This is a genomic window from Achromobacter arsenitoxydans SY8, from assembly GCF_000236785.1.
GTDB lineage: Bacteria > Pseudomonadota > Gammaproteobacteria > Burkholderiales > Burkholderiaceae_B > Achromobacter > Achromobacter arsenitoxydans.
The window spans coordinates 26,816-42,681 of the sequence record NZ_AGUF01000038.1 but is presented as its reverse complement, the minus strand read 5'-3'; the positions used below and the strand labels follow the sequence as shown (position 1 = coordinate 42,681).

The following is a 15,866-nucleotide window of genomic DNA, read 5'->3' as shown; positions in this document are numbered from 1 at the left end:
GCTGGGGCGCGCCTCGCCCGCCGCTGCCGCCGCGCGCCGGCAGGCCGCCGCCTTGCTGGCTGGCGGGCGTCGGCTTGGGACCCGAATTCGTGGTGATCACGAAATCGGCGATGCCAAACGTGCCCTCGTCGTAGGCCATGATGCCGATCTCGCTGCCCAGCGCGGGTTCATTCTCGACGTCGGCAATCTTCTGGCCATTCACGATGAAACGGGCGGCGCCCGGCACCTCCACCACCTTGATCCGGTCGGAGCCGTCCAGCTTGGCGACATTGGGAACGGAAGCGATGTCGCGGCGCTTCTGGCCTTCCAGACAGAACAGCAGGATGTTCCGGTCGGCCCGGATCTCGAGCAGACACAGGCTCTTGCGGGCATTGTTATTCAGGGCAATGCCGACGGACGCCTTGGGACTTTTCGAATTGACGACGACGTTGACGTCGGTGATGCGGCCAGCTTCCGGCGCGGGGCCGGCGTTGATGTAGAAGGTCTGCTCGCCGCCGGGCACTTCGCTGTTGCGCAGCGTGAACCAGCCGTCCTGCTCGCCTGCCACCCATCCCTTCAGCAATTGCTGCCTGAATGTGCCAGCCAGCGGCCCTAGCTGCTTTTCATATTCGGCATGTGCTGGCGTAGCGAATGCGGAGAAAGCGAGAAGTAGCGCGGCGCCGCGTGAAAACATCTGAGTGTCCCTGATTAGTCAGATTTAAGTCGCGCAGCGTATTCCAGATCAAACCGATCCGCTTATGCATTTGTTAAAGATGTATTCCAAAGTAAATGCAGCCGGATCAGGTCCCGGCGCGCGCCAGCAACGCCACCACCGTCGCTGCGATACCTTCCTTGCGGCCCAGGTAGCCCAGGCCCTCGTTGGTCTTGGCCTTGATGTTGATCTCGGCCTCGGCCAGGCCGATGTCGGCCGCGATGTTCTTCACCATGGCCGGCGCGTGCGGCCCGATCTTCGGCGCCTGCGCGTGCAGGGTGGCGTCGATGTTGACGGGCGTCCAGCCGGCCTTGCGGACGCGGGCCATGGCTTCGCGCAGCAGCACGCGGCTGTCGGCGCCCTTGAACGCCGGGTCCGTGTCCGGAAAATGGCGGCCGATGTCGCCCAGGCCCGCGGCGCCCAGCAGCGCGTCGGTGATCGCATGCAGCAGCACGTCGGCGTCCGAGTGCCCCAGAAGGCCATGGGTGTGCGGAATCGTGACCCCGCCGATGATCAGCGGCCGACCCTCGACCAACGTATGCACGTCGAAGCCCTGCCCGACGCGGAAAGGAATGCTCATAGCCATTTTTCCATCAGTTCAAAATCGTCCGGCCATGTCACCTTGAAATTGCGCATCGCGCCCGGAACCAGCAGGGGCGCGTAACCGGCCGCCTCGATGGCCGAGGCCTCGTCGGTGACGGCCACGCCGTTGACGCAGGCAGCCGTCAGGGCGTCGCGCAGCACGCCCGCCCTGAACATCTGCGGGGTCTGCGCCAGCCATACGCCATTGCGGTCCAACGTGCGTTCCACGCGCTCGCGGCCCGCCTTGACGGTGTCGGGCACGGGCAGGGCCAGCAGGCCGCCCACGGGATCGGCCAGGCAGGCGTCGATCAGCCGCCCCAGCGCCGCGGCCGGCAGGCCCGGACGCGCGGCGTCGTGCACCAGCACCCAGGCGTCATCCGCCACGCCGCTGTCGGCCAGCGCACCCGCGACGGTATCGGCGCGCGTTGCGCCGCCGCAGGCGCGCCAGACCGTGCGCGGCAGGCCGGCCAGCGCGGCATCCACCCAGCCGTCGCCCGGCGTCACCGCCACGCGCACCTGAGACACGCGTTCGTCGGCAAGCAGGGCGCACACCGCGTGCCGCAGCATGGGCTGTCCGGAGAGTGGACGATACTGCTTGGGCACGGCCTCATGCCCGGGCCGGCTGGCGCGGGCGCCGACGCCAGCGGCGGGCACGATCGCAATGATTGAGTCAGACATGGTGCGGTGATTTTATAATCTTCCGCTTGATGTCCGCTTCCAGCCTGATGCCCTCCCCTTCCGCCTCCGCCCCAGCAGCGCCTCCCGTCCCCGCCACGGCTCCCACCCTGTCCGCGCTGAAGCCGGGCACGCGCTACGCGCAGCCGCGGCCGCCCGGTTCCGGCGACGCATGGCTGCTCGCGGACCTGGCGCGTCAGGCCGGCGGTCCATTGGTCATCCTGACGGCGGAGCCCCTGGAAGCCCAGCGGCTGGCCGAGGAAATCCAGCTGTTCGCACCGAACCTGCGCGTCAGGCAGCTGCCCGACTGGGAAACGCTGCCCTACGACGCCTTCTCGCCGCACCAGGACCTGATCTCCGAACGCCTGCACACGCTGCATTCGCTGATGATGAAGTCGGTGGACGTGCTGACCGTGCCCATCACCACCGCGCTGTACCGGCTGGCCCCGCCGTCGTTCCTGGCCGCCTACACGTTCTCGTTCAAGCAGAAGGACAGGCTGAATGAAGCGGCCCTGCGCGCGCAGCTCACCCTGGCCAACTACAACCACGTCACCCAGGTGACTTCGCCGGGTGAATTCTGCCTGCGCGGCGGCTTGATCGACCTCTTCCCCATGGGCTCGGTGGTGCCCTACCGCCTGGACCTGTTCGACGACGAAATCGAGACCATCCGCAGCTTCGACGTCGACACCCAGCGCAGCCTGTACCCCGTCCGCGAAGTCCAGCTGCTGCCCGGGCGCGAGTTCCCGATGGACGAAGACTCGCGCAACCGGTTCCGCGCGCGCTTCCGCGAAGTCTTCGAAGGCGACCCTTCGCGGGCGTTGCCCTATAAGGACATCGGCAACGGCATCCCGTTCGCCGGCGTCGAATACTACCTGCCGTTGTTCTTCGAAGACACCGCCACCTTGTTCGACTATGTGGCCGAAGGCACGGTCATGGTCACGGTGGGCGACATCGACGACGCCATCCAGCGTTTCAACCAGGACACCGCCAGCCGTTATGGCTTCCTGAAGAGCGACCGCGAGCGCCCGGTGCTGCCGCCGTCGGAACTGTTCCTGGATACCGAGTCCCTGTACGCCAGGCTGAAGGATTTCCGCCGCCTTGCGCTGGCCGCCGGCCAGGCCCACCCCGACTTCCGCGCCGCGCCGGACGTCAGCGTGGCCCGGCGGTCCGACGATCCCATCGCCAAGCTGCGCGCGCTGGTGCAAACGCGCCAGACCCGCGTGCTCCTGTGCGCGGATTCCGCCGGCCGGCGCGAAACCCTGGTGCAGATGCTGAACGAGTTCGGCGTCACGCCCGACGCCCAGCCCGACACCATCGAAGCCTTCCTGGCCTCCGACGCGCATTTCGGCATCGTCGCGTCCGCGCTGGGCACTGGATTCGAGCTGCCTGGCGCCAACCTGGCCTTCCTGACCGAAAACGACCTGTATCCCGGCGTTGCGGGCACCGGGCGCCGCGGCAAGCGCGACCAGGAGCGCGCCAGCAACGTCGAAGCCATGGTGCGCGACCTGTCCGAGCTGCGCGCAGGCGACCCCGTCGTGCACGCGCAGCACGGCATCGGGCGCTACCACGGCCTGGTCAACATGGACATGGGCGAAGGCGAAATGGAATTTCTCCATCTCGAATACGCCAACGGCAGCACGCTTTACGTGCCGGTGTCGCAGCTGCACGTGATCGCCCGCTACAGCGGCGCCGATCCGGAAGCCGCGCCGCTGCACCAGTTGGGCTCCGGCCAGTGGGACAAGGCCCGGCGCAAGGCGGCCAAGCAGGTCCGCGACACCGCCGCCGAACTGCTTGCGCTCTATGCGCAGCGCGCCGCGCGCGAAGGCTTCGCCTTTAATCTGCCCCTGAACGACTACGAGGCGTTCGCCGAAGGGTTCGGTTTCGAGGAAACCGCTGACCAGGCCGCCGCCATCGAAGCCGTGATCGGCGACATGACGTCGGGCCGGCCCATGGACCGCCTGGTCTGCGGCGACGTGGGCTTTGGCAAGACCGAAGTGGCGCTGCGCGCCGCCTTCCTGGCAGTGGCCAACGGCAAGCAGGTCGCGCTGCTGTGCCCCACCACCCTGCTTGCCGAGCAGCACGCCCAGACATTCTCCGACCGCTTCGCCGACTGGCCCGTGCGCGTCGTGGAGCTGTCGCGCTTCCGCTCTGCGAAGGAAGTCTCCGCCGCCATCGAAGGCATCAACGACGGCCGGGTCGACATCGTCATCGGCACCCACAAGATCCTGTCCAAGGACGTCAAGTTCAAACGCCTGGGACTGGTGATCATCGACGAAGAGCACCGCTTCGGCGTGCGCCAGAAAGAGGCCCTCAAGGCGCTGCGGGCGGAGGTCGACGTGCTGACGCTGACCGCCACGCCCATCCCGCGCACGCTGGGCATGTCGCTGGAAGGCATCCGCGATTTCTCCGTCATCGCCACCGCGCCCCAGAAGCGCCTGGCCATCAAGACTTTCGTGCGGCGCGAAGACGGCAGCACCCTGCGCGAGGCGCTGTTGCGCGAACTCAAGCGCGGCGGCCAGTGCTACTTCCTGCACAACGAGGTCGAAACCATCCACAACCGCCGCGCCCGCCTGGAAGAGCTGGTGCCTGAGGCCCGGATCGCAGTGGCGCACGGCCAGATGCCGGAGCGGGAACTGGAACAGGTGATGAAGGGGTTCTACCAGCAGCGCTACAACGTGCTGCTGTGCACCACCATCATCGAAACCGGCATCGACGTGCCCAGCGCCAACACCATCGTGATCCATCGCGCAGACCGCTTCGGTCTGGCCCAGCTGCACCAGTTGCGCGGGCGCGTCGGCCGGTCGCACCACCAGGCCTACGCCTACCTGCTGACCCCGGGCGAGGACGCCATCACCAGCAACGCCAAGAAGCGCCTGGAAGCCATCCAGGCCATGGAAGAGCTGGGCTCCGGCTTCTACCTGGCCATGCACGACCTGGAGATCCGCGGCACCGGCGAGGTGCTGGGCGACTCCCAGTCCGGCAATATCCAGGAGGTTGGCTTCTCGATGTACAACGAGATGCTCAACGAAGCCGTGCGCGCTCTGCGCGCCGGCGAAGAACCCGATCTGGACGCGCCCTTCAACCTGGCGTGCGAAGTCAATCTGCATGCGCCGGCGCTGCTGCCGTCCGACTACTGCGCCGACGTGCACGCCCGCCTGGCTATCTACAAGCGGCTGGCGCACGCCGCCGACGAAGACGACCTGATCCACATCCAGGAAGAACTGATCGACCGTTTCGGCAAGCTGCCCGAGGCGGCGCAGACGCTGCTCGCCACGCATCGGCTGCGCCTGGCGGCCCAGCCGCTGGGCATCGTCAAGATCGACGCCAGCGAAACGCAGGCCCTGCTGCAGTTCGGCCCCAAAACCACGGTCGACCCCGCCAAGATCATCGAACTCGTCCAGCGCCAGCGCCACATCAAGCTTGCGGGACAGGATAAATTGCACGTCGAGATCAAGGCGGCGCAAGTGCCCGCCCGCGCCGACGCCGTGCGAGCCGTCCTGCGCGCCCTGAAGTAATCCACGCCATCCTTTACCCTACGCCTATGACTACCCACAACCTCGTCGTCCAATCTCCCGGCCTCGCCATCGAACACGCGGAACAGCTGGCCGCGCTGGCCCAGGCGCAAGGCGTGGCGCGCATCAGCAACACCGCCGCCCGCCTGCTCGACGTGCAGCACGACGCCGATACCCGCGCCGAAGTCGTGGCCTGGGCGGACGCCCGCGGCGTCGACGCCGCCTTCGTGCCGGCGGGCCTGAAGCTGGCGGGCTGCAAGGTGCTGGCCATGGACATGGATTCCACCCTGATCAACATCGAGTGCATCGACGAGATCGCCGGCGTGGTCGGCGTGAAGGACAAGGTGTCGGAGATCACCGAGGCCGCCATGCGCGGCGAGATCAAGGATTTCTCGGAGAGCCTGCGCCGCCGCGTCGCCCTGCTCAAGGGCGCACCCGCCAGCGCGCTGGAACAGGTCTACGAGGAAAAATTGCGCCTGAACCCCGGCGCCGAACGCCTGATCTCCACGGCGCAGTCCGCCGGCATCAAGGTGCTGCTGGTCTCGGGCGGCTTCACCTTCTTCACCGAGCGGCTGCGCCAGCGCCTGAACCTGGACAGTGCCCACGCCAACACGCTCGAAATCGAAAACGGCGTGCTGACCGGCCGGGTGCTGGGCGACATCCTGGACGCCGACGCCAAGGCCGTCCACCTGCGCGAATTCGCGCGCACGCACGGCGCCGCCACTGACCAGATCATCGCCATGGGCGACGGCGCCAATGACCTGAAGATGCTGGCCGCCGCGGGCTTCCCGGTGGCCTATCACGCAAAGCCGCTCGTGCGCCAACAGACGCGCTACGCCCTGAACGTGTCGGGCCTGGACGGCGTGCTGAACTGGTTTGAAAGCTGATCGCGGCTTTCCGCGCACGTCCGCCCAACGAAAAATGCCACCTCGCGGTGGCATTTTTTCGTTTACCCGGATCAGTACCGCATGCGCAGGGACAGCAGCGCCGCGCGGCCCGTACCCAGCGCCGCGTAGTGCGCCGCATAGGCCTTGGTGTAGTACGTTTCGTCGAAGATGTTCAGCACGTTCAGCTGCGCCGAAATGTGTTCGTTGAATTCGTAGGCCGCCATGGCGTCGAAGCGCCAGTACGAAGGCACCCAGCGCGCCTTCGGCGTGCCGTTGGCATTCTTGGTGGCGTCCGAATTGCCGTACACCTTGTCCACGTAGTAGGCGCCGCCGCCGACGGTCAGCTTGGGCAGCACCTTGTAGGTGGTCCACAGGCTGAAGGCGTTGCGGGGCGTGTTGGGCAGGTCCTGGCCGACGGCGCCGCTGTTGTAGGCGCCCTTGGTCATTTCGCTGTCCATGAAGGTGTAGCCGCCGAACACGTTCCACTTGGGCGTAATGGCGCCCGAGAAGCCCAGTTCGATGCCGCGCACCTTGGCTTCGCCCACCTGGGCGGTCTCATTAGCCGAGATCGCGACGCTGGTGTTCTTGCGCACGTCATGGAAGGCTGCCGCCGACAGCGTCAGCTTGTTGTCCAGCACTTCCCATTTGGTGCCCAGTTCAACCGTGCGGCTCTTTTCCGGCTCCAGCGTCTGGTTCGTAACGGTGACGGCATCGCTGACTGCGCTGCCGGCAACAGCCGAAGGCGTGGAGGACGTGCCGTAGGTGGCGTAGATCGTGCCGTTCGGCAGCGGCTTGTAAGCCAGGCCAACCTGGTAGTTAAACAGGTTGTCTTCACGCTTGGCCGTGGCGGTCGCCGGCACGCTGGTCAGGTTGCTGGCGCTGGTGCGGTAGTTGTCCCAACGGCCGCCCAGGCTGGCTTGCCATTGCTCGTTCAGCTTGATCGTATCGAAGGCGTAGAGCGCCACCGTGTCGGTGTTGTAGCGAGCAGGGTTTTCGTTGCGGCGCAGGGAGCCCGTGTAGTCGGTGTGGGGATCCGGATCCCACAGCGACGCGCACACCACCGACAGGCGCGTGCAGTTCGTGCTGGTCGGCACGCCCGACTGGGTGTAGCCGTCCTTGTCCTGCTTGATGTTGCTGTACTCGAAGCCCAGGTCGAACGAGTGCTTCAGGCTGCCGGTCTCGAATTCGCCGGTCAGGTCGGTCTGGTTCGCGAAGCTCTTGGTGACGTAGTAGCCGGACTTGAGCGCGCGGTAGACGAAACCATTGGGCACGTTGCCCTTGCTGTCGTCCGGGTTGGTCGCCGCGAAGTCCGTCGTGCCGCGGCCGTAGCGGGTGACGTTGCGCAGTTGCAGCTTGTCGGAGAAATCGTGTTGGAAGTCGACCGTCGCGACATCGTCGCGGGTCTTCATGAAGTCGCGGCCAGTCAGGCCATAGAACGACTTGCGGCTCACGCCCTTGGTTTCCGTCACCGGCTGGCCCGTCGCCGGGTCATACGGAATGGAGTAGTCGGGCATGCTGTCGTCTTGATAGTGGTAGTAGCTGAGCGTGATGCGAGTCGGCGTGCCCACGCCCAGCATCAGCGACGGCGCCACGCCCCAGCGTTCGAAGTCCACCGCGTTGTCGCGGCCAGGCACGTCGCCCTTGTTGCCCATCACGTTCAGGCGGAACGCAGCCTTGTCGGCCAGGCGCCAATTGCTGTCGATCGTCGCGCGGTAATTGTTGTCCGTGCCGATCTGCGCGGTGCCTTCGGTGAAGTCCACCGCCTTGGGCGTCTTGCTGACCATGTTGATGCTGCCGCCCGCACCGCCGCGGCCCGCGTACACCGAATCCGGTCCCTTGATGATCTCGACCTGTTCAAGGTTGAACGTATCGCGGACCTGGGTGCTCGAATCGCGGATGCCATCCAGGAAAATGCTGCCCGCCGAGTTCTGTCCGCGGATGATCGGCAGGTCGCCGCCCGGACGGCCGCCTTCCCCGGCGCCGAACGTGATGCCCGGCGAATTGCGCAGCACGTCCTGCAGCGACGACGCGGCCTGGTCCTGGATCACCTGGCGCGGCACCACCTGCACGGTGCGCGGCGTGTCCAGCAACGGCGCGGTCATCTTGGGCGACTGAGCCGTGGACGTCTGATACGAGGAGCCCTCGCCTTCCACGCGGACGGGCGAAAGCTGCGTCACGCCCGCGTCTGCGGACTGGGCTGCGGCATAGGGGGTAATGAACAACGCGGGCGCGGCAATGGCGGCGGCGAGCGAGGTGGTGAGCGTATTCAGCGAATACGAATCTTGGGGCTTCAAACCAGCTTCTCCAGAATGTGAATAGCAACGATTCTTGTTTTTTTCGGCGTTTGCGATTCTGAACCGAGGCGCTGAATGAAACCTGAATGTCATGATGCGGTTCATCTAAAAGATGAAAAAACAACACCACTTGGCGAATTTTTCGATATATATGCCGGCATATAGCGGCATTTAACGGTGTCGGATCCTGCGCGCGAATTCCAGACTCGCGGTCCCGAAATGCGCCCACTACGTCCCATGCTCAGCGGCCACAGAACGCGCTACAAGGCACGCGCGCCCTTCCCCTCCCGAATCCATTCGCCCATGAAAAAACGCCCCTGGCGGGGCGTTTGCGTGGCTGGGCGCGCCTTTATGCGCGCAAGCGAGGATGTCGCTTGAACAGATAGCGGTACACGAACCCGGGATAAGCCAGCACCAGGTACAGGCTCAGGGTGATCGCGTAGAACTCCCAGGTCTGGGCAAAGCGGTTTCCCAGCGTGGATTCGAAGGCAAATCCCAGTGCGCCGACGATGGCGTAGAACACCAGCACTTCGACCAGCCGCATCCAGAACGGCTTGACCGCCACCGCGCCGCCCTGTTTCCAGGGCAGGACGGCGAACACGCGCTCGGTCAGGAAAGGGAGATTCGCGCTGACAAGCGCCAGCGCGATCAACAGCCATACCGCCAGTGTCTGGTTCATGGCTGCTATCCGTCCCTTAGAGGCTCAGGGAAGAGCGGATGGCCTGGACGCACAGGGCCATCAGGCCGCCGGGCAACAGGCCCAGGACCAGGATCAGGGCGCCGTTGATCGACAGGACGCCACGTTGGCCGCAAGTAGCCGCCATCGGAGCGGCGTCGGCCGCCGGCTCGTCGAAGTAGACAACCTTGACCACGCGCAGGTAGTAGAACGCGCCGATCAGCGAGAACATCACCGCGATCACGGCCAGCGCGATGTGGCCGGCGCTGATCAGGGACTGCAGCACGGCCAGCTTGGCGTAGAAGCCCACCAGCGGCGGAATGCCGGCCAGCGAGAACATCAGCAGCAGCACGATGGCGGCATGCCACGGGCTGCGGCGGTTCAGACCCTTCAGGTCGTCGATGTGCTCGCACTCGAAGCCCTGACGCGACAGCAGCAGCACAATGCCGAAGCTGGCCAGCGTGGTCAGCACGTACGTCAGCATGTAGAACAGCGACGCGCCGTAGGCGGCCGACGACAGTTCCGGCTTGCCCGCGACCGAACCGGACATCAGGCCCAGGAGCACGAAGCCCATGTGCGAGATGGTCGAGTAGGCCAGCATGCGCTTGAAGTTGGTCTGCGCGATGGCGGTCAGGTTGCCGATGGCCAGCGACAGCACCGCCAGGATCATCAGCATCGGCTGCCAGTCGGCGGCCAGGCCGTGCAGGCCGTCAACCAGCAGGCGCAGCGTGATCGCGAAGGCGGCCAGCTTGGGCGCGCCGCCCAGGATCAGCGTGACGGCGGTGGGCGAGCCCTGGTAGACGTCCGGCACCCACATGTGGAAAGGCACCGCGCCCAGCTTGAACGCCAGGCCGGAAACCAGGAACACGATGCCGAACACCAGCGCCATCTTCTCGGCCTTGCCCGCGGCGATGACCTTGGACACTTCGCCCAGGTCCAGGTGGCCCGTCGCGCCGTAGATCATGGACATGCCGTACAGCAGGAAGCCCGAAGCCAGCGCGCCCAGCACGAAGTACTTCATGGCGGCCTCGGTGGCCACGACGTTGTCGCGGCGCAGCGCGATCAGCGCGTACAGCGCCAGCGACATCAGTTCCAGACCCAGGTAGATGGAGATCAGATTCCCGGAGGAAATCATGACCATCTGGCCCAGCAGGGCGAACAGCGTCAGGACGTAGAGTTCGCCGCCCTTGAGCATGTCGCGCACTTGCGCATAGACGCGGCCGTAGATCAGCGTCACCGCGACCGCCACATAGGAGGCGATCTTCAGCAGATGGGACAGCTCGTCGGTGACGTACAGGCCGTTGAAGGTCGCGCCCGCCACGCCGTTCTTCCATTGCACGGCGGACACGACGGTCAGCACGCCCAGGGCAAGCATGGTCAGCAGGAACGTCGGCTTGCGCTCGGGGTGATTGCTGACCGCGTCGACGAGCAGGATAGCCAGGCCGAAAATCAGCAGAAGGATTTCCGGTGTCGCCAGGGCGAAATCGATTTGGGATTGCATCATTGTCTTGTCTTACAGTTTCGAGACGGCAACGTGTTGCAGCAGGGCCTCGACCGACACGTGCATCACGTCGGTAAAGGGCTTGGGATAGATCCCCATGTACAACACGGCGATCGCCATCACGCCAAGAATCACGAATTCGCGGCGGTTGATATCGGTCAGCTCGCGCACGTGGTCGTTGGCGACGTCGCCCAGCACCACGCGCTTGACCATCCACAGCGAATACGCCGCGCCCAGGATCAGGGCGGTCGCCGCCAGGAGGCCGATCCAGAAATTGTGCTCGACCGCGCCCATGATCACCATGAATTCGCCGACGAAGCCGCTGGTGGCCGGCAGGCCGCTGTTGGCCATCGAGAACAGGATGAAGAACGTGGCGAAGCGCGGCATCGTGTTGACCACGCCGCCGTAGTCGGCGATGCGGCGCGAGTGCATGCGGTCGTAGAGCACGCCGATACACATGAACATGGCGCCCGACACGAAGCCGTGCGAGATCATCTGCACGATGGCGCCTTCGACGCCGGCCGTATTGAAGATGAAGAAGCCCAGCGTGACGAAGCCCATGTGGGCGACGGACGAATAGGCAACCAGCTTCTTCATGTCGTCCTGCACGATCGCGACCAGGCCGATATAGATGACGGCGATCAGCGACAGCGTGATCATCAGGCCGGCCAGGCTGTGCGAGGCGTCAGGGGCGATCGGGAGCGAGAAGCGCAGGAAACCGTAGGCGCCCAGCTTCAGCATGATCGCGGCCAGGACGATGGAACCGCCGGTGGGCGCTTCGACGTGGGCGTCAGGCAACCACGTATGGACCGGCCACATCGGGACCTTGACCGCGAATGCCGCCAGCAGCGCCACGAAGATCAGGATCTGCGGCGTGTAGCCCAGCTTGGTCTGCTGCCAGGTCAGGATGTCGAACGAACCACCCGAGGCATTCCACAGGTAGACGAACGCCACCAGGGTCAGCAGCGAGCCCATCAGGGTGTACAGGAAGAACTTGAACGCCGCATACACGCGGTTCGCGCCGCCCCAGACGCCGATGATGATGTACATCGGAATCAGCGTGGCTTCGAAGAACACGTAGAACAGCATGCCGTCCAGCGCGCAGAACACGCCCACCATCAGACCCGAGAGGATCAGGAAGGCGGCCATGTATTGCGCGACGCGGCTGGTAATGACTTCCCAGCCGGCCAGCACCACGATGATGGTGATGAAGGCGGTCAGGAGCACGAACCACATCGAAATGCCGTCGATGCCCAGGTGGTAATTGACGTTGAACGCCTCGATCCAGGAGGCCTTCTCCACGAACTGCATGGCGGCCGTGGAGGAGTCGAAACCGGTGTAGAGCGGAATCGTGACCAGGAAACCGGCGATCGCGCCGACGAGCGACAGGCCGCGCGTCAGGCCGGGACGGTCGTCACGGCCCACCGCCAGCACCAGCAGGCCGAATACGATCGGGACAAAGATCGCAAGCGTGAGCCAGGGAAAAGTGTTGGATGCCATCTCGCTTGCCATCATTGGGGAATCAGCACAAAGAAAGTCACCAGCGCCATGACGCCGATGATCATCGCGAACGCGTAGTGATAGATGAAGCCGGACTGCAGGTGGCGGCTGATGGCGGCCACCCAGCCCACCAGGCGGGCGCTGCCGTTGATCAGCAGGCCGTCGATGATGCCGCGATCACCGGTCTGCCACAGGCCGCGGCCCAGGCAGCGCAAACCGCGCGCGATGATCTGCTCGTTGACCCAGTCCACGTAGTACTTGTTCTCAAGCACCTTGTACACGCCCGACATGCTGGACTTGATGGCCGCCGGAACCTTGGGATTGATCAGGTAGCAGTACCAGGAGATGACGGCGCCAGCCACGACCAGCCAGAACGGCAGGGTCTGGAAGGCGTGCAGGCCGTAGGCGACCCAGCCGTGCCACTCTTCGCTCAGCACGTGCATGGCCGGATGCTGCAGCGGCAGCACCTTGATAACGCCATCGAAGAACTTGCCGAACACCATCGGGTCGACTGCCCAGGCGCCGATCAGCACCGAGGGGATCGCCAGCAGCACCAGCGGCAGCGTGACCACCCAGGGCGACTCATGCGGCTTGCCGCCATGATGGCCGTGGCCGTGATCGTCGTGGCCGTGGTCGTCGTGACCATGCGCGTCATGGCCGTGGCCATGGTCGCTGGTGTCGAAGCGTTCCTTGCCATGGAAGACCAGGAAGTACACGCGGAACGAGTACAGCGAGGTCACGAACACGCCGATCAGCACGGCGTAGTACGCAAAGCTTGCGCCCCACACGTTCGCATGACCCGCGGCTTCGATGATGTTTTCCTTCGAGTAGAAACCCGAGAAGAACGGCGTGCCGACCAGCGCCAGCGTGCCCAGCAGGAAGGTGATCCAGGTGATGGGCATGTACTTGCGCAGGCCGCCCATGTTGCGGATGTCCTGGTCGTGGTGCATGCCGATGATGACCGAGCCTGCACCCAGGAACAGCAGCGCCTTGAAGAACGCGTGGGTCATCAGGTGGAAGATCGCCACCGAGTAGGCCGACGCGCCCAGCGCCACGGTCATGTAGCCCAGCTGCGACAGCGTGGAGTACGCGACGACGCGCTTGATGTCGTTCTGGATGATGCCCAGGATGCCCAGGAACAGCGCGCCGATGGCGCCGATCACGATGATGAACGACAGCGCCGTGTCCGACAGTTCGAACAGGGGCGAGAAGCGCGCAACCATGAAGATGCCGGCCGTCACCATGGTGGCGGCGTGGATCAGCGCGGAGATCGGGGTGGGGCCTTCCATCGAGTCGGGCAGCCAGGCGTGCAGCGGAACCTGGGCCGATTTACCCATGGCGCCGATGAACAGGCAGATACATGCGACCGTCAGCAGCATCCAGTCCGAACCGGGCAGCGTCATCGCGGCCAGCTTGTCGGCCTGGGCGAAGACTTCACCGTAGTGCATCGTGCCGGCATAGGCGAACAGCAGGCCGATGCCCAGGACGAAACCGAAGTCGCCCACGCGGTTGATCAGGAAGGCCTTCATGTTGGCGAAGATCGCCGTCGGGCGGGTGTACCAGAAGCCGATCAGCAGGTACGACACCAGGCCCACCGCTTCCCAGCCGAAGAACAGCTGCACCATGTTGTTCGACATCACCAGCATCAGCATGGAGAACGTGAACAGCGAGATGTACGAGAAGAAGCGCTGGTAGCCGGGATCATCGGACATGTAGCCGATGGTGTAGATGTGCACCATCAGCGACACGAAGGTCACGACGACCATCATCATGGCCGACAGCGGATCAATCAGGAAGCCGATTTCCAGCTTCGTCTGGCCGATCAGGCTCCAGGTGTAGACCGCGCCGTCAAAGCGCAGACCGTTGAGCACGTCGCCCAGCACCACCACCGAACCGATGGTGGAGATGAGCACACCAAGAATGGTGATGAGGTGCGACGCGCGGCGGCCGATGGGCCGGCCAAGGAACCCGGTGCCGAAAAGGCCCGCGAGAATTGCTCCGGCCAGCGGTGCCAGCGCGATGAGCAGGTAGAGATTGGGTGAGCTAGACATTTTCTTCCAATACCCCGTCAGCCCTTCAGGCGATCGAGTTCGTCAACGTTGATCGTGTTCAGGTTGCGGAACAGCAGCACCAGGATGGCCAGGCCGATCGCCGCTTCGGCGGCGGCCACGGTCAGGATGAAGAACACGAACACCTGGCCGGCGGTGTCGCCGAACCAGCTGGAGAACGCCACGAAGTTCATGTTGACGGCCAGGAGCACGAGCTCGATGGACATCAGGAGAATGATCAGGTTGCGGCGGTTCAGGAAGATGCCGAAGATCCCGATGGCGAACAGGATCGCCCCGAGGATCAGATAGTGGGCCAGCGTCAGCGTCATTCTTTTTCTCCTTGGGGCGCGGCAACGCCGTTCGAAGCGTCACGCTTGGCCTGGGCACGCTCGCTCTGGGCGGGCATGTTCACCATGCGGAAGCGGTCCTTCGAGCGCACGCGGACAGCGGCGACCGGGTCGTTGTACTTCACGTCGCGGCGGCGGCGCAGGGTCAGCGCGATCGCGGCGACCATGCCGACCAGCAGCAGCGCGGCGCCGACTTCAACGGCGTAGATGTACTGCGTGTACATCGCCTCGCCCAGCGCGCGGGCGTTGTTGTAGTCGCTGGGGAGTTGCGCCTGCGGACCCGAGCCATACCAGATGGAGCCCAGCACGAAGGACACTTCCAGCACCAGCACCAGACCGATCACCAGGCCCAGGGGCAGGTAGGTCTTCATGCCTTGCCGCAGGGTATCCATGCGGATGTCCAGCATCATCACGACGAAGAGGAAGAGCACCATCACGGCGCCCACGTACACCAACACCAGCAGCAGCGCCAGGAATTCGGCGCCCAGCAGCATCCACAGCATGGCCGCGTTGGCGAAGGCCAGGATCAGGTGCAGGACTGCGGTGACCGCGCTGCGCGCGGTGATCACGCGGAAGGCCGCGATCACCAGCACGGCGGCCAGTATGTAGAAAAGGACAGTGGTAAAAGTCATGGATCAGACCCTGGGCTTCAGCGGTAGGGAGCGTCTTCGGCCCGGCGGCGGGCGATGTCGGCTTCGTAGCGGTCGCCCACGGCGAGCAGCATGTCTTTGGTGAAATACAGGTCGCCGCGCTTTTCGCCGTGGTATTCGTGGATGTGCGTTTCCACGATGGAATCCACGGGGCAGCTTTCCTCACAGAAGCCGCAGAAAATGCACTTGGTCAGGTCGATGTCGTAGCGCGTGGTGCGGCGGGTGCCGTCGTCGCGCTGGTCCGACTCGATCGTGATCGCCAGCGCCGGGCACACGGCTTCGCACAGCTTGCACGCGATGCAGCGCTCTTCCCCGTTGGGGTAGCGGCGCAGCGCGTGCAGGCCGCGGAAACGCGGCGACGCAGGGGTCTTTTCCTGGGGGTAGCGCAAGGTGACCTTGCGCTTGAAGAAATACTTGCCCGTCAGGCGCATGCCCTTGAGCAATTCGGTCAGCATCAGACTGCCGAAGAAATCCTTGATCGCTTCCATATCCTGCCTCTGCTT

At 64.8% G+C, this 15,866-nt stretch carries 12 protein-coding genes and 1 pseudogene; 2 read left to right on the top strand and 11 right to left on the bottom strand.

The genetic code is table 11. The features are described from left to right. From KYC_RS09045 to ispD, 3 genes and pseudogenes are all read right to left on the bottom strand, one after another. Positions 1-562: pseudogene (locus KYC_RS09045) on the bottom strand (DUF4344 domain-containing metallopeptidase); the annotation flags it as partial. A 217-nt stretch (positions 563-779) separates the two neighbouring features. Next, entirely contained in the window at positions 780-1,271 is a 492-nt protein-coding gene (gene ispF, locus KYC_RS09040) for a 2-C-methyl-D-erythritol 2,4-cyclodiphosphate synthase (RefSeq protein ID WP_008161217.1), read from the bottom strand. Then, positions 1,268-1,951, bottom strand: a complete 684-nt coding sequence (gene ispD / locus KYC_RS09035) for a 2-C-methyl-D-erythritol 4-phosphate cytidylyltransferase (RefSeq protein ID WP_008161216.1) — start codon at positions 1,949-1,951, stop codon at positions 1,268-1,270. The genes ispF and ispD overlap by 4 nt, the downstream gene beginning before the upstream one ends. A gap of 29 nt (positions 1,952-1,980) precedes the next feature. Here ispD and mfd point away from each other — a divergent pair, with 29 nt between their 5' ends. Continuing rightward, positions 1,981-5,463 carry a transcription-repair coupling factor gene (gene mfd, locus KYC_RS09030; protein WP_008161214.1) on the top strand — a complete coding sequence of 1,161 codons (3,483 nt, stop codon included), beginning with the start codon at positions 1,981-1,983 and terminating at the stop codon, positions 5,461-5,463. Between the two features lie 26 nt (positions 5,464-5,489). After that, on the top strand, positions 5,490-6,347 hold the full coding sequence (gene serB, locus KYC_RS09025) for a phosphoserine phosphatase SerB (protein ID WP_008161212.1): 858 nt from the start codon (positions 5,490-5,492) through the stop codon (positions 6,345-6,347). Positions 6,348-6,418: 71 nt separating this feature from the next. On the opposite strand, the gene KYC_RS09020 is transcribed toward serB, so the two are convergent. From KYC_RS09020 to nuoI, 8 genes are all read right to left on the bottom strand, one after another. Beyond that, entirely contained in the window at positions 6,419-8,641 is a 2,223-nt protein-coding gene (locus KYC_RS09020) for a TonB-dependent receptor (protein ID WP_008161210.1), read from the bottom strand. A 349-nt stretch (positions 8,642-8,990) separates the two neighbouring features. Next, positions 8,991-9,320, bottom strand: a complete 330-nt coding sequence (locus tag KYC_RS09015; protein WP_008161208.1) for a DUF2818 family protein — start codon at positions 9,318-9,320, stop codon at positions 8,991-8,993. 16 nt (positions 9,321-9,336) lie between these two features. Continuing rightward, complete coding sequence (gene nuoN / locus KYC_RS09010; RefSeq protein WP_008161205.1) at positions 9,337-10,821, bottom strand: NADH-quinone oxidoreductase subunit NuoN; 1,485 nt, start codon at positions 10,819-10,821, stop codon at positions 9,337-9,339. Positions 10,822-10,830: 9 nt separating this feature from the next. Further along, the gene (locus KYC_RS09005) at positions 10,831-12,333 is read right to left on the bottom strand and encodes an NADH-quinone oxidoreductase subunit M (protein WP_008161203.1); all 1,503 of its coding nucleotides are present in this window, start codon (positions 12,331-12,333) and stop codon (positions 10,831-10,833) included. Beyond that, positions 12,330-14,369, bottom strand: a complete 2,040-nt coding sequence (gene nuoL / locus KYC_RS09000) for an NADH-quinone oxidoreductase subunit L (RefSeq protein WP_008161201.1) — start codon at positions 14,367-14,369, stop codon at positions 12,330-12,332. The genes KYC_RS09005 and nuoL overlap by 4 nt, the downstream gene beginning before the upstream one ends. Before the next feature lie 17 nt (positions 14,370-14,386). Further along, a complete protein-coding gene (nuoK, locus tag KYC_RS08995) occupies positions 14,387-14,695 on the bottom strand; it encodes an NADH-quinone oxidoreductase subunit NuoK (RefSeq protein ID WP_006217969.1) in 309 nt (102 codons plus the stop codon). Continuing rightward, a complete protein-coding gene (locus KYC_RS08990; protein WP_008161198.1) occupies positions 14,692-15,345 on the bottom strand; it encodes an NADH-quinone oxidoreductase subunit J in 654 nt (217 codons plus the stop codon). Before KYC_RS08990 ends, nuoK begins: the two co-directional genes overlap by 4 nt. A gap of 17 nt (positions 15,346-15,362) precedes the next feature. Further along, a complete protein-coding gene (nuoI, locus tag KYC_RS08985) occupies positions 15,363-15,851 on the bottom strand; it encodes an NADH-quinone oxidoreductase subunit NuoI (protein WP_008161196.1) in 489 nt (162 codons plus the stop codon). Positions 15,852-15,866 lie beyond the last annotated feature (15 nt).